The organism is Methyloversatilis sp. XJ19-13, from assembly GCF_024580155.1.
Lineage (GTDB): Bacteria > Pseudomonadota > Gammaproteobacteria > Burkholderiales > Rhodocyclaceae > Methyloversatilis.
In genome coordinates, this window is the sequence record NZ_JANINH010000004.1 from 23191 (window position 1) to 46514 (window position 23324).

At 63.7% G+C, this 23324-nt stretch carries 19 protein-coding genes, 1 tRNA gene, 1 other RNA gene and 2 pseudogenes; 17 read left to right on the plus strand and 6 right to left on the minus strand.

The genetic code is table 11. The features are described 5' to 3' along the window. The 9 genes and pseudogenes from NMQ14_RS06520 to NMQ14_RS06560 form a co-directional block, all read left to right on the plus strand. A pseudogene (locus NMQ14_RS06520) lies at positions 1–369 on the plus strand (hypothetical protein); the annotation flags it as partial. A 218-nt stretch (positions 370–587) separates the two neighbouring features. Then, positions 588–1442, plus strand: a pseudogene (locus tag NMQ14_RS06525) (IS3 family transposase); the annotation flags it as partial. A 204-nt stretch (positions 1443–1646) separates the two neighbouring features. Beyond that, on the plus strand, positions 1647–1847 hold the full coding sequence (locus NMQ14_RS06530) for a hypothetical protein (protein ID WP_257094572.1): 201 nt from the start codon (positions 1647–1649) through the stop codon (positions 1845–1847). Between the two features lie 390 nt (positions 1848–2237). Beyond that, entirely contained in the window at positions 2238–2483 is a 246-nt protein-coding gene (locus NMQ14_RS06535) for a hypothetical protein (protein WP_257094575.1), read from the plus strand. Between the two features lie 161 nt (positions 2484–2644). Continuing rightward, positions 2645–3547 carry a sulfate adenylyltransferase subunit CysD gene (gene cysD / locus NMQ14_RS06540; protein WP_257080699.1) on the plus strand — a complete coding sequence of 301 codons (903 nt, stop codon included), beginning with the start codon at positions 2645–2647 and terminating at the stop codon, positions 3545–3547. Then, positions 3547–5277 (plus strand): sulfate adenylyltransferase subunit CysN, encoded by a 1731-nt coding sequence (gene cysN / locus NMQ14_RS06545; protein WP_257094577.1) that lies wholly within the window; start codon positions 3547–3549, stop codon positions 5275–5277. The genes cysD and cysN overlap by 1 nt, the downstream gene beginning before the upstream one ends. Before the next feature lie 191 nt (positions 5278–5468). Next, a complete protein-coding gene (selD, locus tag NMQ14_RS06550) occupies positions 5469–6551 on the plus strand; it encodes a selenide, water dikinase SelD (RefSeq protein ID WP_257094579.1) in 1083 nt (360 codons plus the stop codon). 81 nt (positions 6552–6632) lie between these two features. Beyond that, positions 6633–6717 (plus strand) — tRNA-Leu (locus NMQ14_RS06555). 144 nt (positions 6718–6861) lie between these two features. Beyond that, positions 6862–7818, plus strand: coding sequence for a tRNA-dihydrouridine synthase family protein (locus NMQ14_RS06560; protein ID WP_257095043.1), 957 nt, complete (start codon positions 6862–6864; stop codon positions 7816–7818). Positions 7819–7845: 27 nt separating this feature from the next. On the opposite strand, the gene NMQ14_RS06565 is transcribed toward NMQ14_RS06560, so the two are convergent. Next, the gene (locus NMQ14_RS06565; RefSeq protein WP_257094581.1) at positions 7846–8982 is read right to left on the minus strand and encodes a PHB depolymerase family esterase; all 1137 of its coding nucleotides are present in this window, start codon (positions 8980–8982) and stop codon (positions 7846–7848) included. Between the two features lie 310 nt (positions 8983–9292). Between NMQ14_RS06565 and htpX the strand changes: the two genes are divergently transcribed. The 3 genes from htpX to NMQ14_RS06580 all read left to right on the plus strand — a co-directional run bounded on the left by htpX (position 9293) and on the right by NMQ14_RS06580 (position 11990). Continuing rightward, a complete protein-coding gene (gene htpX / locus NMQ14_RS06570) occupies positions 9293–10168 on the plus strand; it encodes a protease HtpX (protein ID WP_257094583.1) in 876 nt (291 codons plus the stop codon). Positions 10169–10211: 43 nt separating this feature from the next. Continuing rightward, positions 10212–11201 carry a YcjF family protein gene (locus NMQ14_RS06575; RefSeq protein WP_257094585.1) on the plus strand — a complete coding sequence of 330 codons (990 nt, stop codon included), beginning with the start codon at positions 10212–10214 and terminating at the stop codon, positions 11199–11201. Between the two features lie 642 nt (positions 11202–11843). Further along, complete coding sequence (locus tag NMQ14_RS06580) at positions 11844–11990, plus strand: hypothetical protein (RefSeq protein WP_257094587.1); 147 nt, start codon at positions 11844–11846, stop codon at positions 11988–11990. A 227-nt stretch (positions 11991–12217) separates the two neighbouring features. On the opposite strand, the gene ssrA is transcribed toward NMQ14_RS06580, so the two are convergent. The 5 genes from ssrA to NMQ14_RS06605 form a co-directional block, all read right to left on the minus strand. Then, positions 12218–12580: a transfer-messenger RNA gene (gene ssrA / locus NMQ14_RS06585) on the minus strand. Positions 12581–12611: 31 nt separating this feature from the next. Then, complete coding sequence (locus NMQ14_RS06590; RefSeq protein WP_257094589.1) at positions 12612–13271, minus strand: HAD family hydrolase; 660 nt, start codon at positions 13269–13271, stop codon at positions 12612–12614. Then, positions 13264–13971, minus strand: a complete 708-nt coding sequence (gene ubiG / locus NMQ14_RS06595) for a bifunctional 2-polyprenyl-6-hydroxyphenol methylase/3-demethylubiquinol 3-O-methyltransferase UbiG (protein WP_257094591.1) — start codon at positions 13969–13971, stop codon at positions 13264–13266. The genes NMQ14_RS06590 and ubiG overlap by 8 nt, the downstream gene beginning before the upstream one ends. 120 nt (positions 13972–14091) lie before the next feature. Further along, on the minus strand, positions 14092–14835 hold the full coding sequence (locus NMQ14_RS06600) for an OmpA family protein (protein ID WP_306441134.1): 744 nt from the start codon (positions 14833–14835) through the stop codon (positions 14092–14094). Positions 14836–14973: 138 nt separating this feature from the next. Beyond that, entirely contained in the window at positions 14974–16305 is a 1332-nt protein-coding gene (locus NMQ14_RS06605; protein ID WP_257095045.1) for a TRZ/ATZ family hydrolase, read from the minus strand. A gap of 190 nt (positions 16306–16495) precedes the next feature. Here NMQ14_RS06605 and gyrA point away from each other — a divergent pair, with 190 nt between their 5' ends. The 5 genes from gyrA to NMQ14_RS06630 are packed head-to-tail and all read left to right on the plus strand — an operon-like array spanning position 16496 to position 23301. Next, complete coding sequence (gene gyrA, locus NMQ14_RS06610; RefSeq protein ID WP_257094595.1) at positions 16496–19108, plus strand: DNA gyrase subunit A; 2613 nt, start codon at positions 16496–16498, stop codon at positions 19106–19108. A 7-nt stretch (positions 19109–19115) separates the two neighbouring features. Beyond that, on the plus strand, positions 19116–20201 hold the full coding sequence (serC, locus tag NMQ14_RS06615) for a 3-phosphoserine/phosphohydroxythreonine transaminase (protein ID WP_257094597.1): 1086 nt from the start codon (positions 19116–19118) through the stop codon (positions 20199–20201). A gap of 3 nt (positions 20202–20204) precedes the next feature. Further along, positions 20205–21320 carry a prephenate dehydratase gene (gene pheA, locus NMQ14_RS06620; RefSeq protein WP_257094599.1) on the plus strand — a complete coding sequence of 372 codons (1116 nt, stop codon included), beginning with the start codon at positions 20205–20207 and terminating at the stop codon, positions 21318–21320. Next, positions 21317–22414, plus strand: a complete 1098-nt coding sequence (hisC, locus tag NMQ14_RS06625; RefSeq protein ID WP_257094600.1) for a histidinol-phosphate transaminase — start codon at positions 21317–21319, stop codon at positions 22412–22414. The genes pheA and hisC overlap by 4 nt, the downstream gene beginning before the upstream one ends. 8 nt (positions 22415–22422) lie before the next feature. Beyond that, positions 22423–23301 carry a prephenate dehydrogenase/arogenate dehydrogenase family protein gene (locus NMQ14_RS06630; protein ID WP_257094603.1) on the plus strand — a complete coding sequence of 293 codons (879 nt, stop codon included), beginning with the start codon at positions 22423–22425 and terminating at the stop codon, positions 23299–23301. The last annotated feature ends 23 nt before the right edge of the window (positions 23302–23324 follow it).

The following is a 23324-nucleotide window of genomic DNA, read 5'->3' on the forward strand; positions in this document are numbered from 1 at the left end:
GGTGAAGCGGCTGGCTTGCGCCAGCCGCTTCATGCGGACGATCTTGCTGCGGCATGCGTAGCTGCGCTGCGTGTGCCGGCTGCTGCCAACCGTGCATACAACCTGTCAGGCGGCGAGACACTCACCTACCGCGAAATGGTCCGGCGGATATGCGCCGCCTGTGGTCATCGTCCGAGAATGCCGACCATTCCGCTGTGGTTGTTTCGACTCGCGGTGTCTCTCCTCAGGCACGGATTGTGCCAGCGCCAGTTCAGCGCCGGCATGGCAGAGCGCATGAACGTCGATCTGGTGTTCGATCATTCCGCCGCGTCGGCTGATCTCGCCTTTGCGCCTCGAGCCTTCCGGCTTCAGCCGCGGGATATGCCATGATGAAACGGCGTCGGCAGTCCTGATCTCGATCGTGGAATTGTGTTGAATAACGCGCCTATCTTCACGATTAATATGGTTGATTCATTCATTGACGACGAATGCAGTGATCGCTGAAACTGCGATCCCTCGGTTTTCCCTGAGATCACTTCGCTCCCCCTCGTGACTTCTCCGCCCGTCGAACATTCAGCAATCCCGGCTTGCCGTGACTGAACCGCGCGCCGGGTGTCCGGACGCGTTCGCCGGCACGCATCGTGCCGGCGCTGGCCGATGAGGGCGTGTATCTGGCCAGCGAATCGAGCTTCCAGCGCCTGCTGCGCGAGCATGGACAGAACCGCCACCGTGGTCGTAGCCGGGCCCCGCAGCCGTCGCGCCGGCCCACCACGCACATGGCCACCGGGCCCGGGCAGGTTTGGTGCTGGGATATGACCTACTTGCCGGCATCGGTGCAGGGCCACTGGTTCTACCTGTACCTGATCATGGATCTGTACAGCCGCAAGATCGTGGGCTGGGAGGTTCATGCCCGCGATGATGCCGATCACGCGGCCCATCTGCTCAAGCGCACCGCACTGGCCGAGGGCGTACATGCAATGGCCGAAAAACCGGTTCTGCATGGCGACAACGGCAGCACGCTCAAGGCCACCACCGTGCTCGCCATGCTCAACTGGCTCGGGGTCAAGCCGTCGTACTCGCGCCCGCGAGTCTCCGACGACAACGCCTTCGTCGAGTCGCTGTTCAAAGCCGCCAAGTACCGGCCCCAATTCCCTGTGGGCGGATTTGCCGATCTGGATGGGGCCCGAGCCTGGGCTGCTGACTTCGCGCACTGGTACAACTTCGAGCATCGGCACAGCGGCATCCGTTACGTCACGCCCGCGCAACGCCACACCGGTGCGGACCGCGCGATTCTGGCCGCACGCCGCCAGACCTACCTGCAGGCCCGAGAACGCAACCCCCGGCGCTGGTCGGGTGACACGCGCGACTGGTCGCACATCGGCCTCGTCACCCTCAACCCCGAGCGTGACTCCGTCGTCAATGCGGCGACGAATCCCGAAAGCATACTTGGCTTGGTTGCATGAATCAGGCGACAACTATCTTGACTTGCTCCCGGGGGGCACATGTCCAGCGCGGCCGTGCTGCGCCGAGGGTGTAGAAATCCATGTGGCGGATGGCCGCACTGCGGCATTGGACATCGTCATCCGGCTGAAACCGGGAGAGGGTGCGCTCATCGACGCCGTTGTCTGCGATTTCCGTTTGAGCAATGACGAAGACGGGGGGAGGTCATGCGTGCGCTGTGTGCCGTACTGGGGCGCGACGTACCGGTAGTCCTGATCAGCGGGGATACCGCACCCGACCGCCTGCTGCAGGCCCGCAGCGGAGAGCCGGCGGTGCCGTACAAGCCAATGGCTGCCGACGTGCTGATCCGTGCGATCGGTGCCGCCTTGAACCAGGTGGCGGTCGACGCCGGGGCGGACTCCGCCTGACGTGGGACATCGAAAAATGGAAGGGCCGTCTGCCGGACCATCTGCGCCCATGATGGTTCGGCAGGCGCGCTCATTGCCTCATCGATCCAGAGCAGCAGAAGATCATGCCATGTCAATCGTACCTTCTTTAGGTGCGGCCGGATCGCGCGCTTCGTCAGCCGGCGACACCATCCGACGGCTTGCGGAAATCATGGCGCAAAGTACGGAGCGCCTGCTCTAGCTTTAGAACGACGCCGTTGCGTCAGTGCTGAACGACCAGATGCGTCTGCTCAAAGTGCCGACGAACGCGAGCGATGAACTGGCTGCGACGTGGCGGCTGCCCGGATTTTTCGTGCGCTATTTGAATAGGTTGCCGGTCGTGCCCGTCAGTCGCGCGAGATAATTTCGCAGATGCACAACGACATGGCCGGACTCGTCTGCGATTCCATTGCGGCGCAGGGGCCGTTCGTCGCCCGGGTGATCGCCGGTGGCAACGCGGCCTTTGTCGCCCGGCGTACCGCGTCGGTGGTGATCAATGTTCCCGACTGTCGCGGCATGGTCGCGCTCGCCAGAGCCACGCGCGACACTGCGAAACCGCCAAGCAAGGGCTGTGCAGGCCGGTCGCGGCGTCGGCCGGCAAGGCTGCAATGGCGATGACACGCCCGAATACCTCGCGTTTTTCGCTGGTCCAGACAACCAGGGTGTGCCGACGACGACCACGCAGGGGTCCGGGCACTGTAAAATGCTGCTCCCTTCGCCTGTACGGTCTGCCCATGCCGTCAGGCGCATAATCCCTGCGTCCCAATTTCCCGATCACGATGACTACATTGACCCACCTGCAACGGCTGGAAGCCGAAAGCATCCACATCATGCGTGAGGTGGTGGCCGAGGCCGAAAACCCGGTCATGCTCTATTCGGTCGGCAAGGACAGCGCAGTCATGCTGCACCTCGCCGCCAAGGCCTTCTACCCGTCGGTGCCGCCGTTTCCGCTGCTGCACGTCGATACCACGTGGAAATTCAAGGCGATGTATGAATTCCGCGATGCGATGGCACGCAAGCTGGGCATGGATCTGCTCGTGCATATCAACCCCGATGCCAAGTCGCGCAACATCAACCCGTTCGATCACGGATCGGCGCTGCACACCGACCTGTGGAAGACCGAAGGCCTGAAGCAGGCACTGGACAAGTACAAGTTCGACGCTGCCTTTGGCGGCGCGCGCCGTGACGAAGAGAAGTCGCGCGCCAAGGAACGCATCTTTTCGTTCCGCACCGCGCAGCATCGCTGGGACCCGAAGAGCCAGCGCCCCGAGCTGTGGAAGCTGTACAACGCGCGCAAGCATCCGGGTGAGTCGATCCGCGTGTTCCCGATCTCGAACTGGACCGAACTCGACATCTGGCAGTACATCCACCTGGAAAACATTCCCATCGTGCCGCTGTATTTCGCGGCCGAGCGTCCGGTGGTCGAGCGTGACGGGACGCTGATCATGGTCGACGACGAACGCATGCCGCTGCGCCCGGGCGAGGTGCCGCAGATGAAGAGTGTGCGCTTCCGTACGCTGGGCTGCTACCCGCTGACCGGCGCGGTCGAATCGACCGCCGCAACGCTGACCGACATCATCCAGGAAATGCTGCTGACGACGACTTCGGAACGGCAGGGCCGGGTGATCGACCACGATTCGACCGGTTCGATGGAAAAGAAGAAGCAGGAAGGGTATTTCTGATGGCACACGTTTCTGACCTGATCGCCGAAGACATCGGTGCCTACCTCAAGCAGCACGAGCACAAGAGCCTGCTGCGTTTCATCACCTGCGGCAGCGTGGACGACGGCAAGAGCACGCTGATCGGCCGCCTGCTGTACGAATCGAAGATGCTGTTCGAAGACCAGCTTGCCGCGCTCGAAGCCGACTCGAAAAAGGTCGGCACGCAGGGCGGCGATCTCGACTTCGCGCTGCTGGTCGATGGCCTTTCGGCCGAGAGGGAGCAGGGCATCACGATCGACGTGGCGTATCGCTTTTTCTCGACCGACCGGCGCAAGTTCATCGTCGCCGACACGCCGGGCCACGAGCAGTACACGCGGAACATGGTGACCGGCGCGTCGACGGCCGACCTGGCGATCATCCTGGTCGACGCCCGTCACGGCGTGCAGACGCAGACGCGCCGCCACAGCTTCCTGGTGTCGCTGATCGGCATCAGGCGCGTGGTGGTCGCCATCAACAAGATGGATCTGGTCGGTTTCTCGCAGGATGTGTATGACCGCATCGAGCGCGACTACCGTGCCTTCGCGGCGCAGATCGGCCTGAACGACATCCTGTGCATCCCGATGTCGGCACTCCGGGGCGACAACATCACCGACAAGAGCGACCGCACGCCCTGGTATGCAGGCCCGACGCTGATGGAGCATCTCGAAACGGTGCCGATCGATGACATCCAAACGAACGGCCCGTTCCGCCTGCCGGTGCAGTGGGTCAATCGACCCAACCTCGACTTCCGCGGCTTCTCCGGACTGATCGCTTCGGGCACCGTGCGCCCCGGTGACCGGATCCGCGTGCAGCCTTCCGGGCGCGACAGCACGGTCGAGCGCATCGTCGTGTCCGGAGGGGACATGACCGAAGCGGTCGCCGGCCAGTCGGTCACGCTGACGCTGACCGACGAAATCGACTGCAGCCGCGGCGACGTCATCGTCGCGGCCGCGCAGCCGTCCGGCGCAGGCGACAGTTTCGACGCCACGCTGGTGTGGATGAGTGACGAAGCGCTCGCCACCGGCCGCAGCTATCTGATGAAGAGCGGCACGCGCACCGTCGGCGCCACCATCAACGCGATCGAATACCGCGTCAATGTGAACACGATGGAGCGCGGCGAAGCGGCGGCGCTGGCGCTGAACGAAATCGGCCGCGTCGCGCTCGTGACCGATCGACTGATCGCGTTCGACCCGTATGAAGCGGTGCGTGACACCGGCAGCTTCATCCTGATCGACCGCCTTAGCAACAACACCGTTGGCGCCGGCCTCTTGCACGGCGCGCGCAGCAAGCCGCGTGATCTTGGCTGGACGCAGCTCGACACCGGCCGTGCCGCACGGGCCGCGCTCAAGCAGCAGTCGCCGTTGCTGCTGTGGGCTGGCGAAGGCATCGACGCGACGCGGCTGGAGAAGAAGCTGATGTCGCTCGGCCGCCATACGCTGACCGTACCGGCCGCAACCGCCGACCTGCTGCGCGTCGCCGGGCTGTTGCTAGACGCCGGCCTGATCGTCGTCATCGATGCCGAATCCGCACAGCCGCCCAGTCTGGGTGCGGTGATCGCGGCGGGCGAGCACCTCGAGCTGACAGTCGCCTCCGGTGCCTCGCAGGCGGCGCTGGACGAAACCGGCAGCGTGCTGGCGGTACCCGATGGGGTCGCCGAAGAGCAGGTCGAGCAGATCGTCGAAACGCTGCGCAGGGCAGGGCGGCTGGGCTGACCGGCTGCCTGCCACGGACGTACGCGGCAGGCAGTCTTTCAGGGCAGACGACCCCCCCTGGGAGCATCCTTCCGGGGGGCTTGCCGTGCTTTGTTCCCAGCGCCCTGCATCCGGTCTTTCCGCGTCAGGATGCGGCGGGGCAGGTTCTAGAATCCACATCACCGCCAGCGTTTCAATCACCGGATTGCCTGATGACCACCCCTTCGACACTGTCCGCCCCGTGCACCGAACCCCGTCTGACCTCGCTGTCGCATGGCGGGGGTTGTGGCTGCAAGATCGCGCCGGGCGTGCTGTCGGACATCCTGCGCGGCATGCCCGCGATGCCGTTGCCGCCTCAGCTCATGGTCGGCATCGAAACGTCGGACGACGCGGCGGTATACCGTCTGAACGCCGAGCAGGCGCTGGTTGCCACCACCGATTTCTTCATGCCCATCGTCGACGATCCGTACGACTTCGGGCGCATCGCGGCCACCAACGCGCTGAGCGACGTCTATGCCATGGGCGGGCGGCCCATCATGGCGCTGGCGCTGGTCGGCATGCCGATCAACGTGCTTTCGGTTGCCACCATCGGCCGCATTCTCGAAGGCGGCGCCAGCGTATGCCGCGATGCCGGGATTCCGGTGGCGGGCGGTCACACGATCGATTCGGTCGAAGCGATCTACGGTCTGGTCGCGATGGGGCTGGTGCATCCGGACCAGGTGCGTCGCAACGCCGATGCCCGGCCGGGTGATCTGCTGGTGCTCGGCAAGCCGCTCGGTGTCGGCATTCTTTCGGCGGCGCTGAAGAAGGGCGTACTCGATGACGCCGGCTACGCCTGCATGATCGCCACGACGACGAAACTGAATACGCCCGGGCCTGATCTTGCCGCGCTGCCGGGCGTGCATGCGATGACCGACGTGACCGGCTTCGGGCTCGCCGGCCATGCGCTCGAACTGGCGCGCGGTGCCGGCTGCGACCTGCACATCGACTGGGCGAAGGTGCCGCTGCTCGACGGCGTACGCGCGCTTGCGCTCGCGGGATGCGTCACCGGCGCTTCGGGTCGCAACTGGAGCGGCTACGGCAGCGAAGTGTTGCTGCCGGATGGCTTCGCCGCCGAAGACCGGGCGCTGCTGACCGATCCGCAGACCAGCGGCGGCCTGCTCGTGACGTGCGAACCGTCCAGCCTGGATGCCGTTTGCGCCGTGTTCGACCGCCATGGTTTTTCCGCGCCGGCGGTCATCGGCGAGGTGGGCAGCAAGCGCGATGCACCGCGACTGAGCGTGCGTCAGCGCTGACCGGCGGGCGCGCCGCCAGGCGCGCGCGCATGCTATTTTCCGAGCGGCATGCCCTTGCAGCGGCAGGGCATGCGCGTCTTGGCCCGGATGGTGAAACTGGTAGACACAAGGGACTTAAAATCCCTCGACGCGAGTCATGCGGGTTCGATTCCCGCTCCGGGCACCACGGATTGCACAGGATCGGTCGCATCACCGTGTGCCGCCTGATGCGGCGATAATCGCACTCCTCCTAGCGTAGCGCGCCCTGCCGGCGCCACCGCCCTTCATGTCCGTCCCGTCATCCGACTCACCCCGCTTGCTGCTTGCGCCGATGGAAGGCCTGCTCGACGCACGCCTGCGTGCAGTCGTCACGCAGGTGACGCACTACGACTGGTGCGTGACCGAGTTCGTCCGTGTCACCAATATGTTGCTGCCGGCACGCGTCTACACGCGCGTTGCGCCCGAACTGCTCGCACAGTCGACAACGGCTGGTGGCGTTCCGCTGCGCGTTCAGTTGCTCGGCTCGGATCCGGCCTGCCTCGCCGACAACGCCGACCTGCTGGCGCAGCTGCATCCGGCGGGCATCGATCTGAATTTCGGCTGCCCCGCGCCGACGGTGAATCGCCATCGTGGCGGCGCGGTGCTGCTCGACGAGCCCGAACTGCTGTTCGAAATCGTCCGGTCAGTGAGCCGTGCGTTGGCCGGCCGCGTACCCTTCACCGCCAAGATGCGGCTCGGCGTGAATGACACCGGGCGCGCCATCGAGGCGGCGCAGGCGCTGGCCGATGGTGGCGCGCAGATGATTGTCGTGCATGCCCGCACCAAGGCCGACGGTTACCGTCCGCCGGCGCACTGGCCGTGGATCGCGCGCATTGCCGAGTCGGTGAAGGTGCCGGTGATCGCCAATGGCGAAATCTGGACGGTGGCGGATTACCTGCGTTGCCGCGCGGAAAGCGGCCTCGGTGACGTGATGCTCGGTCGCGGCGCAGTGGCCGACCCGCTGCTGGCCGAGCGCATCCGACGGCACATCCGGGGTGAGGCGGCGACCGCGCCGGCGCAGGACTGGCTGCAGTTCGCGCCGCTGCTGGCCGAGTACTGGCGGCGCGTGCTCGGACATGTGGAAGCGCGGCACGCAGCCGGCCGGCTCAAGCAGTGGCTGAACCTTCTGCGCCGTACCTATCCTCAGGCCGAGGCGCTGTATCAGCAATTGCGGCCGGTGCGCGCCAACGAAGACATCGAGCGCATCCTGCTGGCCGCCATTGCCCCGGTGCAAGCCAAGGCCGCGTAAGCGCCCGATCCGTTGTGGCGCTGCTGCCTATTCGGACTTGCCCAGCTTGTCGACCATATTCATCAGCGTGCGGATCTGCGGGGCATCGCGCGTGGCGTAGCCATGCAGATCGGTCGGCGTGGTGTAGCCCCACCAGTCCCAGCAGCCCATCGGATTGCCGACGCTGTCCCAGTTGCCGCGTTCCAGCGGCTTGATCGCGCTGACGCGCGGAAACAGCAGCACCAGACGCAGCGGCCCGGCCCAGCGCGTGTAGCCCCCACCTTCGCTGAAGGCCTGGAACGCTTCGTCCGTCATGCCCTGCTGGCAGCCATGCAACGCGACATGGATGCCGCACTTTTCGTCACGGCAACGCTCGGGCACGAAGACATGAGCCGATTCGGCCAGACCCAGCATGCGCATCGCCGCCTCGGGATCGGCCATGCCGGGTGTGACCGGCACGTAGTTGGCCTGGCGCAGCGCGTACCACTGGCCCGCGCCGTCGTCTGCTCGGGCGCGCGGCTTCTTGTACAGGCTGCGCAGCATGAAGCCGGCAGCATCGAAATCGCAGCCGCTGACGAAATCCTCGTCGCTGGCGTCGCACGCGCCCTGCGCCGGATCGTTCGTCGGCAGGGTATGCGGCGTGGCGCGCGGCTCGCCGCGCACGATCAGGCCGTTGAAGTGCAGGAAGAAGGTGTGCTGTGCTGCCGACGCCTTGGCGCCGACCACGCGGTCTTCGCTGCCGCGGTATTCCCAGATGCGCTGACCGGCCATGTTGGAGACCGGGTCGATGCGGTCGCGCTGCGCCAGTTTCTTCGTGTCGGCGATCAGGTCCTGCACTTCGATGTCGCGCTCGCCCGAACTGAACAGCGACAGCCCGAACATCGGTCCGAACAGCTCGCGCAACCAGGTGCGACCCAGCGTCAGGCAGTCATTGGTCGCCTTGGTGACGAATCCCTGAGCGCACAGATAGGGCGGCCCGGACATGATGCCGATGCCGCGCACCCGCGACGAATGCGCCACCCCCATCTGCACAGCCATGGCGGCACCGGACGACAGACCCGAGACGGTGAAATGCCGTTGATCGAGGTTGAGCGGCGGCGGTGAATCAAGCGCCGGTGCGAGCGGTGAGAGGAGAAGTGCGATGAGTGCTCCGAGCACCCGGATCTTTACAGCAGTGACAGGCATGAAAACGCTCCGGCTTCGTTCAAGTCACAGTATGCGCATTCGGATGCTGCGGCGCAAAATCGGGATGTGGTGGATGAGCGACGGTCAGCGGACGCTGCCCGGCTGCCGCGCCGGATCGGCGTGGGATGTGGGAAGAGCTTTTCAAGCGATTAAGACTTCCAAAATATGGAAGTTAAACGTAGTTTAGTTCGTGTTGTTCGATGTTTGGCGCAAGGCTAATATCGGACGCTGACACGTGTTGCGCCCGGTGCGCCACGCCGATTCACCGAAGGCGGTGCGCTTTGCCCGTCAAAAAAAGGAGATTCACGCCATGAAACGCGTCCTGCTGTTCCTCGCCACCAACATGGCCATCGTGCTGGTGCTGTCCATCACCATGCGCTTGCTGGGCGTCGAGCCCTACCTGACCGAGAACGGCCTCAATCTGGGCTCGCTGCTGATCTTCGCCGCCGTGATGGGTTTCGGCGGCTCGCTGATTTCGCTGGCGATTTCCAAATGGACCGCAAAACGCGCGATGGGCGTGCGGGTCATCGAAACGCCGGCGAACTCGACCGAGTTCTGGCTGTACGAGACCGTGCGCAAGTATTCGGCCGAGGCCGGCATCAAGATGCCCGAGGTCGGTATCTACGATGCGCCCGACGTGAATGCGTTTGCGACGGGAATGAGCAAGAACAGTTCGCTCATCGCAGTATCCAGCGGCCTGCTTCAGCAGATGACACGTGCCGAGGCCGAAGCCGTCATCGGCCACGAAGTGGCGCACGCCGCCAATGGGGACATGGTGACGCTGGCGTTGATCCAGGGTGTCGTGAACACTTTCGTGATGTTCCTGTCGCGCGTCATCGGCCACACGGTTGACCGGGTCGTGTTCAAGAATGAGGACGGTCATGGCCCGGCCTTCTTCGTCACGATGATCGTGGCCGAACTTGTCCTCGGCGTGCTTGCGTCCATCATCGTCATGTGGTTCTCGCGCCAGCGCGAGTTCCGTGCCGACACCGGCGGCGCACGACTGGCCGGCCGCAGCAACATGATCGCTGCGCTGGAGCGTCTGAACTCGCTGCATCCGCAGCCGCTGCCGGACAAGATGGCCGCGTTCGGCATCGCGGGTGGCGGCAATGGCGGCCTCAAGCGCTTGTTCATGACGCACCCGCCGCTGGAAGAACGCATCGCTGCGCTGAAGGCTGCGCAGTGAGCGGTTTCGCGATGCCGTCGATTGACCAAACCGGAGTGACGACATGAACCTCGAAGAACAGAGCGCCCTGCTGGCCATCGTGTTGTACGCGGCGCTCGCCGACGGCAACAAGCATGACCGCGAACGCGACGAGATACGCCGTATCGCCGAATCCATCTCGGGGGAGGCGGGCGCCGCCGATCTGGGCCGCGTCTATCAGGATGTACTGCTCAGGCGCGTGTCGCTCGATGCGCGCATCGCCGCGTTGACCGACGCCGGCCAACGCCAGCTCGCTTATGAAATGGCGGTGTGCGTCTGCGACGCCGATGGCCGGCAGAGCGAAGCGGAACAGCGTTTCCTCGGTGAGCTGAAGACGCGTCTTCAGCTCGACGCCGAGCAGGCGGCCGCTTTTGATGCCGCCGCCGAAGCCATCGTGGCTTCGGGCGAGGTGGCGGTGCCGGTGTCCGTCGGTGAAGCACCGCACCCGGCGGCGGCGGTACCTTCGGCCGCGGGGGCGACAGTGTTCCAGTCGTCGGTACCGGAGGCCGAACTCGACAAGTCCATCCTCAACCATTCGCTGATCAATGGTGCGCTGGAGCTGCTGCCGCAGTCCTGGGCGTCGATGGCCATCATTCCGCTGCAGGTAAAGATGGTCTACGGCATCGGCAAGGCGCACGGCGTGACGCTGGACCAGGGCCACATCCGGGAATTCATCGCCGCGGCCGGCGTCGGGCTGACGTCGCAATATCTCGAGCAATTCGGTCGCAAGCTGCTTGGCGGCCTGCTTGGCAAGGCGGCCGGCAAGACATTCGGGAAGCTGGGTGGCGCAGCGACCGGCATGGCACTCTCGTTCGCCACCACCTATGCCCTCGGACAACTGGCGAAGCGCTACTACGCCGGCGGTCGCGTGATGAATTCCGCGATGTTGCGTGACACCTTCCAGAACCTGCTTGCGCCGGCAAAGCAGATGCAGGCGCAGTACCTGCCACAGATCCGGCAGCAGGCCGAAACACTGGATATGGGGCGGGTGATGGCGATGATCCGGGGCAACTGACAGAAAACCTGCACGACAGGCCGAAGGTGACGCGTGCGGAATGCACTGCTGCCCGAGCAGCCGTCCGCCCTCGACGAGACGTGGCGCCGGGACGGCGATCCCAAGGATCACAGGAATTCCATTTGCCACGCGCCGGCCCCGTGACCGTCGAGTTCGCCGAAGCTACGGTGTTCCACTTCAGGCCGAAATCATGATCAAGAGCTAAGTTCCGGATCATGATGAGGAAGGCCTGCATGGCATGGAGGTGGATCAAACCTCCCTGGACGCGTTGGTGTGAGCCTTCGCACTCGCTATTGCTGCTTGCGCATGCGGCGTCCGTGCTGCCGGTGTTGGCCGTGCTCTGGCGGCTTTCGGGAAACCGCAGTGCCACCGTTGCGCAGGCACGTGAGCCGCTCATCGCGCTTACGACAGCATTGATGGCGCGCTCGACGACAGGATCGCCGGTACGGCCCGATTGCCATTCGGGCTGACGCAGGGGCCGGTCGTTGGCAGCGATGACAAGGCGGCGGGCTCCGCCTTTCTGGCCGAAGTACCGAAGTAACATTCGTTGAACACTGGCATTCTGACCACCCGGACGGCCGGCTGCACTGTGACTCGCAACGTAGCGGCCCTGCGCTGCAGCTGAACGGCCGGAGCTACTTCGTGCAGGCGCTGACCTCTGACAGTCCCGTGGCGGAACCCGTGATCGGGCGGTTGACCGGAAGCGTGTCGCAGCTCGCCTATCCGGTGCGTGCCGCTGATGGCAGTTTGCGCTGCATCCTGCTTGCGTCGCTCGACATGGTTATCTAAGGACGCGCGGCTGCAACAGCGCTGCCCTATCAGTGCATGCATTTTCAGCTGAGGAACTGACCCGCCCCTGACTTTCCGGACCACGGAATCACTTTTCTCACGGAATTCAATGCCTGAAAAATCGGGGCAGGTCAGTACACCGGGTTGGTACACCGGTGCGGCGTTGAACACTGAATCGACAGCGCAAACGAAAAACCCACTGACGAATCAGTGGGTTATCGTTCGATTGGTGGAGGCGGCGGGAATCGAACCCGCGTCCGCAAGCCCTACACAGACAGTTCTACATACTTAGCCTGGCCATTTGGTCTAACCCGTCACCCGCCGACCCGGCAGGCTGATGAAAGGCGATCCGCTTGGTTTTCGTGATGCACCACGCGGCGGAGTGCATCCTTACTTTAGCTGTTAATGGCGCTGCGACCGGTTGCCCGGCCCGACCCGCTAATCAGTCGGTGCAGCGTCCGGCCTTAAGCGGCCAGAGCGTAAGATTCGTCGTTGGCGACTATCTAATTTTCGGTTGGATTTACGAGGTACTCCGACCCTCGGTATGCCCTGCGCTGCTTCGCGACCCACGTCGAGACCAGGTCGCCCCCTCAGCAACAACATGGTACCACCTGGCGGTGATTACAAGAGGGTGAGCAGTTCTAGCGGGTGGTGGATGATGTGATCGGCGCCCCAGTCGCGGAAGTGCGTGCCGGTGCCGAGGTAGCCGAAGGCTGCCGTGACGGTGCGCATGCCGGCGGCCCGGCCGGCCTCGATATCGCGCAGATCATCACCGACATAGATGCAACGTGCCGGGGCGATCGCCATCTGTTCGGCCGCCAGCTTCAGACCCGCGGGATCCGGCTTCGGTACCGGAACGCTGTCACCGCTGATGATGCTGGATGCGCGTTCGTGCAGACCGAGTTCGCGCATCAGTGGCAGCGTGAAGCGCGCTGCCTTGTTCGTGACGACGCCCCAGGGCAGGTTGGCGAGCTCGAGTCGGGTCAGCACTTCACCCATGCCTTCGAACAAGCGGGTTTGCACGCACAGGGCAGTTTCGTAGATCGCCAGAAAGCGACCGGCGAGCGCGGCATAGCGCTCGTCGTCGGGGGTGATCCCGAAACCGGCACCGATGAGGCCGCGCGCGCCGGCCGAGGTGTGTGGCCGCAGGACGTCTGCCGGCAGTTCGGACAGACCCGATTCGTTGCGCAGTTGGTTCAGCGCACCGCCGAGGTCGGGAGCCGTGTCAGCGAGTGTTCCGTCAAGGTCGAACAGAACGCCACGTGTACGCAATTCATTCATCGCGCACGCATCGCATCAGGTAATTGACCGTCGTGTCGCGGCCGAGCGAATAAACCTTGGTCAGGGGATTGTAGAGCATGCCCATCAGTTCGGCTTCACGCAGGCCTGCCGCACGTGCGTCTTGTGCGAGTTCAGACGGTTTGATGAACTTCTCGTATTCGTGCGTACCGCGCGGCAGCAGGCGCAGTATGTATTCCGCACCAACGATGGCAAACAGCCAGGACTTCGGATTACGGTTCAGCGTCGAGAAGAAAACCGTACCCCCCGGGCGCACCATTGTGGCGCATGCGCGTATCGTGCTCGCCGGATCGGGTACGTGTTCCAGCATTTCCATGCAAGTGACCACGTCGTACTGGCCGGCATTTTCGCGTGCATGATCTTCCGCTGACTGGAGTACGTACCGCGCGTTGCGGCCACTTTCAAGCAGGTGAAGTCGTGCTACCGAAAGCGCCTTTTCGCTGAGATCGATGCCGGTTACGTCGGCGCCGCGCGCCGCCATGCTCTCCGACAGGATGCCACCGCCACAACCGACGTCGAGCACGCGCTTGCCGGCGATGCCGATGCAGCCGTCTATCCAGTCGAGTCGCAGCGGATTGATTTCATGCAGTGGGCGAAACTCGGATTCCGGGTCCCACCAGCGGTGCGCGAGTTCGGAAAACTTCTCCAGCTCGAGTGGATCGGCGTTCTGTTGAGTAGTCATGTGCGTATGGACAGGGCAAGGCGTTCATCGGTTGCAGTCGATGGTATACGCAGCCTCGGGAAAAGTTGGACGAAAAAAAGCCCTGCACTCGTGCAGGGCTTTTCAGATCAAGGGACCTGCTTACTTCTGGGTGCCGATGATTTCGATATCCACGCGACGGTCAGGCTGGAGGCAATTCACCAGCTTCTTGTTGCGGAAGTTCTCTGCGCCCATCTTCATGCAGGCATCGCCCGTGACCGGCTGCGATTCGCCCTTGCCCTCAGTGTAAACACGGTTGGCTTCGACGCCCTTGCTGACGATGTATTCCTTGACGGCAGCTGCGCGCTTCTCGGACAGCGTCTGGTTGTACTTTTCCTTGCCGATGCGATCAGCGTGGCCGACAGCAATGATCACCTCGAGGTCAATCGAACCGAGCTTGCTGACCACGTCATCAATCTTGTCCTTGCCTTCCTGGCGCAGCACGGCCTTGTCGAAATCGAACAGGGCGTCAGCCGACAGGGTGATTTTCTGTGCGGCGGGCTTCGGCGCGGGAGCCGGGGCGGGGGCGGGGGCGGGCTTCGGTGCCGGGGCGGCTACGACTGGAGCGGGCGGCTCGCACACATCCTTCGGGAGCAGGTCCTTGTCGCAGGCGCAACCGACTGCAGGCACCGATGCGGCGTAGGCCGGGGTCCAGAAGCCGGTTCTCCAGCACAGGCCGGTTGCGCTGCGAACGACAACGCCGCGGCTGTCGATTACATACGGGACATGGGCCTGGATCTTCGGGTCCACCTTGATGTCTTCAGCCGCGGATGCGTTCGAGGCAAAGCCGGCGGAAGCGGCAAGCAGAGCGATGAGCAGCGGTTTTTGCGTCAGTTGTTTTAGCATGATCCCCTCGTATGAGACTTGAATCGGTTGTAAATCGGACCTTCCGTGGATTCGCAAGATTCCGGAGCAAACGCCCGCAAAGTCTTTGCTGAAGCCACGATTACCAGCGAAATCCGCCAAGACGGCAGCGGCAAGCCGTTATTTGATTACCTTATTTTGCCACAGCCGCCCGCGCGCCTTCAATTCGTTGTTGTGCGGGTGCAACATGATGCCACGGCTGACAAGCGCTTGTCCTGCGACCCATACTTCGCTGACATGTTCCCGCCCTGCGGCATACACAATGTGCGACATCGGCGCGTAACAGGGACGTGTTTCGAGCGCGTCGAACGCCACGGCGCAGAGATCTGCCGACTTGCCCGGGCGAATGGAGCCGATAAGGTGATCGAGGCCGAGCGCGCGCGCGCCCCCTAGTGTTGCCATATGCAACAACTGAGCGGCCGGCAGCGCAGCGGCGTCGCCAGTGGTGAGCTTGGCAAGAAGCCCTGCCTGGCGCATTTCCTGGAACAGGTCGAGCCTGTTGTTGCTGGCGGCCCCGTCGCTGCCCAGTCCGACATTGACGCCTGCTGCCATCAGCGCCATGACTGGCGCTGCGCCGCTCGCAAGCTTCATGTTGGACGTGGGACAGTGCGCCACGCTGGCGCCTTCGCGGCCCAGCAACGCGATTTCGTCAGCATCCAGATGTACCGCATGTACTGCTATCAGTCCTGGGCCGACCAGCCCGATCCGGTGCAGGCGTTCGAGCGGCCTTACTCCGTATTGGGCAATGCTCTGCTCGATTTCACTCTGCGTCTCATGCACATGGGTATGGACGGGCAGATCAAGTTGCTCGGCCAGTGTGCGGATGCGCTCGAACGTGGCGTCGGAAACCGTATAGGGTGCATGCGGCGACAGCGTGAAGTGAAGCAGCGGGTGGGATTTATGGCGATCCCTCACTGCGAGCCCCCGGCTGATGTACTGATCGGCGTCACTGGCCCAGGCGCTGGGAAACTCGATCACCACAATGCCCAGCACGGCGCGCATGCCCAGATTGATCGCGGCTTCGGCGGCGGCATCCGGAAAGAAGTACATGTCGTTGAAGCAGGTGATGCCGCCGCGCAGCATTTCAGCGCAGGCCAGCGCGGTTCCGTCGCGGACGAAGTCGTGGCTCACATGTTCCTGCTCGGCCGGCCAGATGTGCTCGCTCAGCCAGCGCATCAGCGGCAGGTCGTCCGCGTAGCCTCGCAGCAGACTCATCGCGGCGTGGCTGTGGGCATTGACCAGACCCGGAATCAATACATGGTCGTCCAGCGTACGGATTTCACCCGGTGCGTAACGCTGGCGTGCTTCTTCCGCCGGCAGGATATCAACGATACGGCCGTTGCTGACCGCAACGGCGTGATGTTCGAGCACCACCCCGGCAGGTTCGACCGGGATGATCCAGCGGGCTTCAATCAACAGGTCGATTGCAACGTGCGCTTGCGCTGTCTGCATGGGTGTCGGGCGGCTGAGAGTTCGGTGCGATTCGACGAAGTCTAGTCTGTCCGGGTGACGCGCGGCGGCCCCGGGGCGAGTGCAAGCGCATGTTAAACTTGCGGTTTGGCTGCACAAACCGCCCGCACAGACAGCAAGCAGTCTGACTGGTTTCATACAACGACAGCCGCAGTCCGCCTCCCGCCCTCAGATGACCATTTCTTTTGCCAAGGAAACGCTGCCCATTTCGCTCGAAGACGAAATGCGGCATTCCTATCTCGATTACGCGATGAGCGTGATCGTCGGCCGCGCGCTGCCTGATGTGCGCGACGGCCTCAAGCCGGTGCATCGCCGGGTGCTGTTCGCGATGCACGAGGCGAACATCCAGTGGAACCGACCCTATGTGAAGTGCGCCCGCGTTGTGGGCGACGTGATGGGTAAGTACCACCCGCACGGCGATTCGGCGATCTACGACACCCTGGTGCGCATGGCGCAGGATTTCTCCTTGCGCTACACGCTGATCGACGGTCAGGGCAATTTCGGATCGGTAGACGGCGACAACGCGGCGGCCATGCGTTACACCGAGTGCCGTCTGGACAAGATTGCCGCTGAACTGCTGGCCGACATTGACAAGGAAACCGTCGATTTCGGACCGAACTACGACGGCAAGGAGCAGGAGCCGCTGGTGCTTCCCAGCCGCATCCCGAACCTGCTGATCAACGGCAGCGCCGGCATCGCGGTCGGCATGGCGACCAACATTCCGCCGCACAATCTAGGTGAAGTGCTCGACGCCTGCCAGTTGCTGCTGAAAGAGCCGGACACGACGATCGAACAGCTGATCGACATCGTGCAGGCCCCCGATTTTCCGACCAGCGGATTCATCTACGGTCTGACCGGCGTGCGCGAGGGCTACCTGACCGGCCGCGGCCGCGTCGTCATGCGCGCCCGCACGCACTTCGAGGACATCGACCGCGGCAGTCGGCAGGCCATCATCGTCGACGAGTTGCCGTACCAGGTTAACAAGAAGACCCTGCTCGAGCGCATCGCCGAGCTCGTGAATGAAAAGCGGATCGAGGGCATTTCCGACATCCGCGACGAGTCGGACAAGTCCGGCATGCGCGTGGTGGTCGAACTCAAGCGCAACGAAGTGCCGGAAGTCATACTGAACAACCTGTACAAGCTCACCCAGCTGCAGGACACCTTCGGCATGAACATGGTGGCGCTGGTCGATGGCCGGCCGCGCCTGCTGAACCTGCGCGAAATGCTGGACTGCTTCCTGTCGCACCGGCGCGAGGTGATCACCCGTCGCACCGTGTTCGAGCTGCGCAAGGCGCGCGAACGCGGCCACGTGCTCGAAGGTCTGGCGGTTGCGCTGTCGAACATCGACGAAATCATTGCGCTCATCAAGGCCTCTGCGTCGCGCGCCGAAGCGCAGGTCGCACTCATGTCGCGGCCGTGGACGTCACCGCTGGTCGATGAAATGCTGGCCCGTGCAGGCGCCGAAGCCTTCCGGCCGGACGGCCTCGATGCCGCATTCGGTTCGTTCGCCGACGGTTACCGCATGTCGGATGCGCAGGCAAAGGCCATTCTGGACATGCAATTGGCCCGCCTGACCGGCCTGGAGCAGGAAAAGATCATGTCCGAGTACAAGGAGGTGATCGCACAGATCATCGACCTGCTCGACATCCTGGCCCGCCCGGAACGCATCAACTGGATCATTTCCGACGAACTGCGCCAGATCCGCGAACAGTTCGCCGACGGCCGCCGTTCGGAAATCGTCACGCACACCCAGGATCTGGGCATCGAGGATCTGATCGCCCAGCAGGACATGGTCGTGACGCTGTCGCACGGCGGCTACTTCAAGCGCCAGCCGCTGGCCGACTACCGCTCGCAGCGCCGCGGCGGACGCGGCAAGCAGGCGGCGGCGGTGAAGGAAGACGACTTCGTCGACCAGCTGTTCATCGCCAATACGCACGACTACATCCTGTGCTTCTCCAGCCGCGGTCGCGTCTACTGGCTCAAGGTGTACGAAGCGCCGGAAGGCTCGCGCAACTCGCGCGGCAAGCCCATCGTGAACCTGTTCCCGCTGATGGAAGGCGAGAAGATCACGGCCGTGCTGCCGGTGAAGGAATTCGACGAGAACCACTACATCTTCATGGCGACCGGCCGCGGCACGGTCAAGAAGACGCCGTTGTCGGATTTCGGCAATCCGCGCAAGGCCGGCATCATCGCCGTCGATCTTGATGAGGGCGACGTGCTGATCGGCGTCGCGATCACTGACGGCACCGACGACATCATGCTGTTCTCTGACGCCGGCAAGGCGGTGCGCTTCGCGGAGGCTGACGTGCGTCCGATGGGCCGTACTGCCCGTGGCGTACGCGGCATGATGATCGAAGGCGGCCAGAGCGTGATCTGCATGCTGGTGTCCAAGAATGATGAACTGAGTGTGCTGACCGCAACCGAGAACGGTTATGGCAAGCGCACCCGGGTGACCGAGTATCCGAAGCATGGTCGCGGCACCAAGGGTGTCATGGCGATCGCGTCAAGCGAGCGCAATGGCGCGGTGGTCGGTGCCGTGCTGGTCGATACCCGGGATGAAATCATGCTGATTTCGACCGGCGGCGTGCTGATCCGCACGCGGGTGGAAGACATCCGGGAAATGGGCCGTTCGACCCAGGGCGTCACGCTGATCAACCTCGATGGTGGCACCCGCCTCGCGGGCGTCGAAAAGGTGATCGAAAGCGACAGCGAAGCCGACGTCGATTCCGACGCCGAGTCAGAGTCTGCCGGTGAAGCTGATGCCGGGGGCGAGGACGCGGAATAGTTCTGACATGGGCGAGCGCGCGTACAACTTCGGTGCTGGGCCGGCGATGATGCCGGATCCGGTGATCGAGCGGATTGCGCGCGAGTGGCAGGATTTTGATGGAGGTGGATACTCGGCGCTCGAACTGGGGCACCGCAGTGAACCGTTCGCCGACATCCTCGCCCGCGCCAAAGCGGACCTGCGCGAACTGCTCGCGATCCCCGATTCTCACCACGTGCTGTTCCTTCACGGCGGTGCCACGCCGCACTTCGCAATGGTGCCACTGAATCTGGCGCGCGAGGGGCAGAGCGCGGATTACATCCACACCGGTTACTGGTCTGACAAGGCGATGGCTGAAGCCGCACCTCTGGTCAATGTACGCATCGCCGCCAGCGCAGCCGCCAGCGAATTCGATCGCGTACCCGATGCGGCGAACTGGCAACTGGATCCGCAGGCCGCTTATGTGCACATCTGCGCCAATGAAACGATAGGTGGCGTCGAATTTGCCGACTATCCGGAAACGGGCAGCGTCCCGCTGGTGGCGGACATGTCGTCGAACATCCTGTCGCGGCCACTGGATGTGTCGCGCTTCGGCCTGATCTACGCGGGGGCACAGAAGAACATCGGCCCGGCCGGTCTGGCAATCGTGATCGTCCGCGACGACCTGCTGCATCGCGCACGTGCTGCGGTGCCATCGGTGATGAACTATGCGCGCCACGTCGAGTGGGATTCGATGTACAACACTCCCGCGGCGTTCATGATCTGGGTTGCCGGGCTGGTGTTCGAGCATGTGAAGAAGGCAGGTGGCGTCGCGGCGATGCAACGGGAGAACGCTGCCAAGTCGACGCTTATCTACAACGTGCTCGATGGCTCGAAGCTGTACACGAACCGCATCCAGAAGGGTTCGCGCTCGCGCATGAACATTCCTTTCTTCCTTCGCGAGCCGCGGCTGGAAACACGCTTTCTTGATGGCGCGCGCCGGCGCGGGCTGATCAACCTCAAGGGACATCGCGCAGTGGGCGGTGTGCGCGCCTCGCTTTACAACGCGATGCCGCTCGATGGTGCGCGCGCACTGGCCGACTACATGACTGAATTCGAACGCAGGTACGGTTGAACGATGGCATCCGATCCGACTCCCCCTACATCCACTTCCGAGCTGGAGGAATTGCTGAAGTTGCGCGATGCGATCGACGACATCGATCAACGCGTGCTCCAGCTCATTTCCGAGCGGGCGCGTGTCGCGCACCGCATCGGCGAAATCAAGCAGGGCAACATCTATCGCCCGGAGCGTGAGGCACAGGTGCTGCGCCGGCTCGAGGATAACAATCCGGGCCCGCTGCCCGGCCACGCGGTAAAGACGGTATTCCGCGAAATCATGTCGCACTGTCTCGCGCTGGAGCAGCCGCTGACGGTCGCTTTCCTCGGCCCGGCAGGTACCTTTTCCGAAAGTGCAGCACGCCGGCATTTCGGTTCGGCGCCGGCTCTGCTGCCGCTGGCCACGATAGATGAGGTGTTTCGTGCGGTGGAGGCCGGCAACGCGGCGTACGGCGTCGTGCCAGTCGAGAATTCGACCGAGGGCGCGGTCGGACGAACGCTGGACATGCTGCTCAGCACGACGCAGATGGTCTGCGGCGAAGTCATGTTGCGCGTCGAACAGAATCTGATGAGTCGCGACACGCCGTTGAACCAGGTGCGTTGTGTTTACTCCCATTCGCAATCGCTCGCGCAGTGTCATGAATGGCTCAACCGCAATCTGCCGGGCGTACCGACGGTGGCGGTGGCCAGCAATGCCGAGGCGGCGCGTCGCGCAGCCGAGGAGGAGCGCGCTGCGGCGATTGCTGGCGAGGCCGCTGCGCGTGCCTACGACCTGCACATCCTTGCCGCCAACATCGAGGATGATCCGGCGAACACCACTCGCTTCCTGGTGTTGGGCGAGCACGACGCAGGTCCGTCGGGCCACGACAAGACCTCGCTCATCTTCACTGTTCAGAACCGTTCCGGTTCAGTCGTGCGTTTGCTGCAGCCACTGGCCGATGAGGGGGTCAGCATGACGAAGTTGCAGTCGCGACCGGTACGCGGCTTCGGCAGTGGCGGCTGGCAGTATGTTTTCTATGTCGATATCGAAGGTCATCTGAGTGAGCCGGCCGTCGGCAAGGCTATCGCCCGCATCCGCGGCGAAGCAGGATCGCTCAAGGTGCTCGGTTCCTATCCGGTTTCGGTGAGCAATTCATGAGTGTGTTCGACCGCGCAGCGGCGCATATCCGTTCGATTTCCCCGTATCAGCCGGGTAAGCCGATTTCCGAACTGGCCCGCGAAATGGGGCTGCAAGAGTGTTCCATCGTCAAACTCGCGTCCAACGAAAATCCGCTGGGCATGAGCCCGCATGCCCGCGCGGCCGCGCTGGCAGCGATCGACGAGGTGCCGCGCTATCCCGACGGCAACGGCTTCGAACTGAAGCAGGCCCTGATGCGCCATCACGACATCGAGATGAATCAGATCGTGCTCGGCAATGGCTCGAATGACGTGCTCGAAATGGTGGCGCGCGCGCTTCTGGGGCCGGGCAGCAGTGCGGTGTATTCGAAGCATGCCTTCGCGGTCTATCCGCTGGCGACGCTGGCTGCGGGCGCTTTCGGCATCGAAGTCCCGGCGCACGGTTTCGGCTGCGATCTCGACGCTATGCGTGCAGCCATCCGTGTCGACACGCGTGTCGTGTTCATCGCCAATCCGAACAATCCGACCGGCACATTTGTCGAGGCTGCGGCGCTTGAGCGTTTCGTTGCTTCCGTCCCGGTTGATGTGCTGGTCGTGCTGGACGAGGCGTACAGCGAATACCTGCCTGAACACCTTGCCTACGATAGCGCGCGCTGGCTCGCACGCTATCCCAACCTGCTGGTGTCGCGCACCTTTTCCAAAGCTTACGGACTCGGGGGGCTTCGCGTTGGTTACGGCATCGGTCGGCCGCCGGTGATCGATCTGCTCAATCGCGTTCGGCAGCCGTTCAATGTGTCGAACGTCGGCCTCGCTGCAGCGGCAGCCGCGCTGACCGACCAGGACTTCGTGCGTGCATCGGCTGCAGCCAACGCAGCGGGGCTGCGTCAGATGGAAGCGTTCTTCGACGCCCAGGGCATCGAGTACATCCGCTCCTGCGCCAATTTCATTGCGTTCCGCGCGGGCGATGCGGCCACCGTCAACCGCCGATTGCTCGAGCAGGGAGTCATCGTGCGTCCGATCGCCGGCTACGCGATGCCGGAATGGCTGCGTGTATCGATCGGTCTCGAGTCGGAGAACGCACGCTTCATCGATGCCCTGACAAGGGCGCGGACGTGACCGGCGCCATGACGAAGCCTCTGATCGGACGTCTGCTGGTCTGCGGTGTCGGTCTGATCGGCGGCTCGTTTGCTGCGGCATTGAAGCAGGCGAAGCAGGTCGGTGAGGTTGTCGGTATCGGACGCACTGCGGAAAGCATGCAGGACGCGCTGTCGCTCGGCCTTGTCGATCGAATCGAGACAGACTGGCGAACCGCCCTGCAGGGCGTCGACCTGGTGTTGCTCGCGATGCCGGTGGGCCAGATGGATGTCGTGATGTCGCAGCTGATGCCGCATCTTTCACTCGACACGGTGGTCACGGACGCCGGCAGCACCAAGGCCGATGTCGTTGCGGTGGCGCGAGCCCGGTTCGGTTCCCGCATCGGGCAGTTCGTGCCGGGGCATCCGATCGCCGGTGCCGAAAAGAGCGGCCCGCAGGCGGCGCGCGCCGAGTTGTACGACAAGCGCAGGGTGGTATTGACGCCGCTGGTCGAAAACGATGACGCCGCGATCGATCTGGTCCGCAAGGCCTGGCAGGTGTGCGGTGCGCAGGTGTCGACCACTTCGCCCGAACACCATGACCGATGGCTGGCGTCGGTCAGTCACCTGCCGCATCTGCTGTCGTTCGCATTGGTGTCCGAACTGGCTGCGCGGTCGAACGCTGACGAGATATTCAGCCTCGCCGGCGGCGGCTTTCGCGATTTCACCCGCATCGCTGCCAGCCACCCCGAAATGTGGCGCGACATCTTCTTTGCCAATCGCGACGCGTTGCTTTCCGAATTGACCGCCTATGAAGAAGAACTCGCGCGCTACCGCACGCTGATCGAGCAAGGCGACGCGGCGGGCATCGAAAAGCTGCTGGGCATCGCCCGAGAGGCCCGCGTTGCCTGGGCGCAGCGCCAGAGCTGATCCGACAGCCGGCCGTCCTCGTT

Excerpts from the sequence above, each read along its gene's own strand:
- NMQ14_RS06530 (WP_257094572.1), top strand. The coding sequence starts at position 1,647 with ATGCGTGCGCTGTGTGCCGTACTGGGGCGCGACGTACCGGTAGTCCTG.
- NMQ14_RS06535 (WP_257094575.1), top strand. The coding sequence starts at position 2,238 with ATGCACAACGACATGGCCGGACTCGTCTGCGATTCCATTGCGGCGCAG.
- cysD (WP_257080699.1), top strand. The coding sequence starts at position 2,645 with ATGACTACATTGACCCACCTGCAACGGCTGGAAGCCGAAAGCATCCAC.
- cysN (WP_257094577.1), top strand. The coding sequence starts at position 3,547 with ATGGCACACGTTTCTGACCTGATCGCCGAAGACATCGGTGCCTACCTC.
- selD (WP_257094579.1), top strand. The coding sequence starts at position 5,469 with ATGACCACCCCTTCGACACTGTCCGCCCCGTGCACCGAACCCCGTCTG.
- NMQ14_RS06560 (WP_257095043.1), top strand. The coding sequence starts at position 6,862 with ATGGAAGGCCTGCTCGACGCACGCCTGCGTGCAGTCGTCACGCAGGTG.
- NMQ14_RS06565 (WP_257094581.1), bottom strand. The coding sequence starts at position 8,982 with ATGCCTGTCACTGCTGTAAAGATCCGGGTGCTCGGAGCACTCATCGCA.
- htpX (WP_257094583.1), top strand. The coding sequence starts at position 9,293 with ATGAAACGCGTCCTGCTGTTCCTCGCCACCAACATGGCCATCGTGCTG.
- NMQ14_RS06575 (WP_257094585.1), top strand. The coding sequence starts at position 10,212 with ATGAACCTCGAAGAACAGAGCGCCCTGCTGGCCATCGTGTTGTACGCG.
- NMQ14_RS06590 (WP_257094589.1), bottom strand. The coding sequence starts at position 13,271 with ATGAATGAATTGCGTACACGTGGCGTTCTGTTCGACCTTGACGGAACA.
- ubiG (WP_257094591.1), bottom strand. The coding sequence starts at position 13,971 with ATGACTACTCAACAGAACGCCGATCCACTCGAGCTGGAGAAGTTTTCC.
- NMQ14_RS06600 (WP_306441134.1), bottom strand. The coding sequence starts at position 14,835 with ATGCTAAAACAACTGACGCAAAAACCGCTGCTCATCGCTCTGCTTGCC.
- NMQ14_RS06605 (WP_257095045.1), bottom strand. The coding sequence starts at position 16,305 with ATGCAGACAGCGCAAGCGCACGTTGCAATCGACCTGTTGATTGAAGCC.
- gyrA (WP_257094595.1), top strand. The coding sequence starts at position 16,496 with ATGACCATTTCTTTTGCCAAGGAAACGCTGCCCATTTCGCTCGAAGAC.
- serC (WP_257094597.1), top strand. The coding sequence starts at position 19,116 with ATGGGCGAGCGCGCGTACAACTTCGGTGCTGGGCCGGCGATGATGCCG.
- pheA (WP_257094599.1), top strand. The coding sequence starts at position 20,205 with ATGGCATCCGATCCGACTCCCCCTACATCCACTTCCGAGCTGGAGGAA.
- hisC (WP_257094600.1), top strand. The coding sequence starts at position 21,317 with ATGAGTGTGTTCGACCGCGCAGCGGCGCATATCCGTTCGATTTCCCCG.
- NMQ14_RS06630 (WP_257094603.1), top strand. The coding sequence starts at position 22,423 with ATGACGAAGCCTCTGATCGGACGTCTGCTGGTCTGCGGTGTCGGTCTG.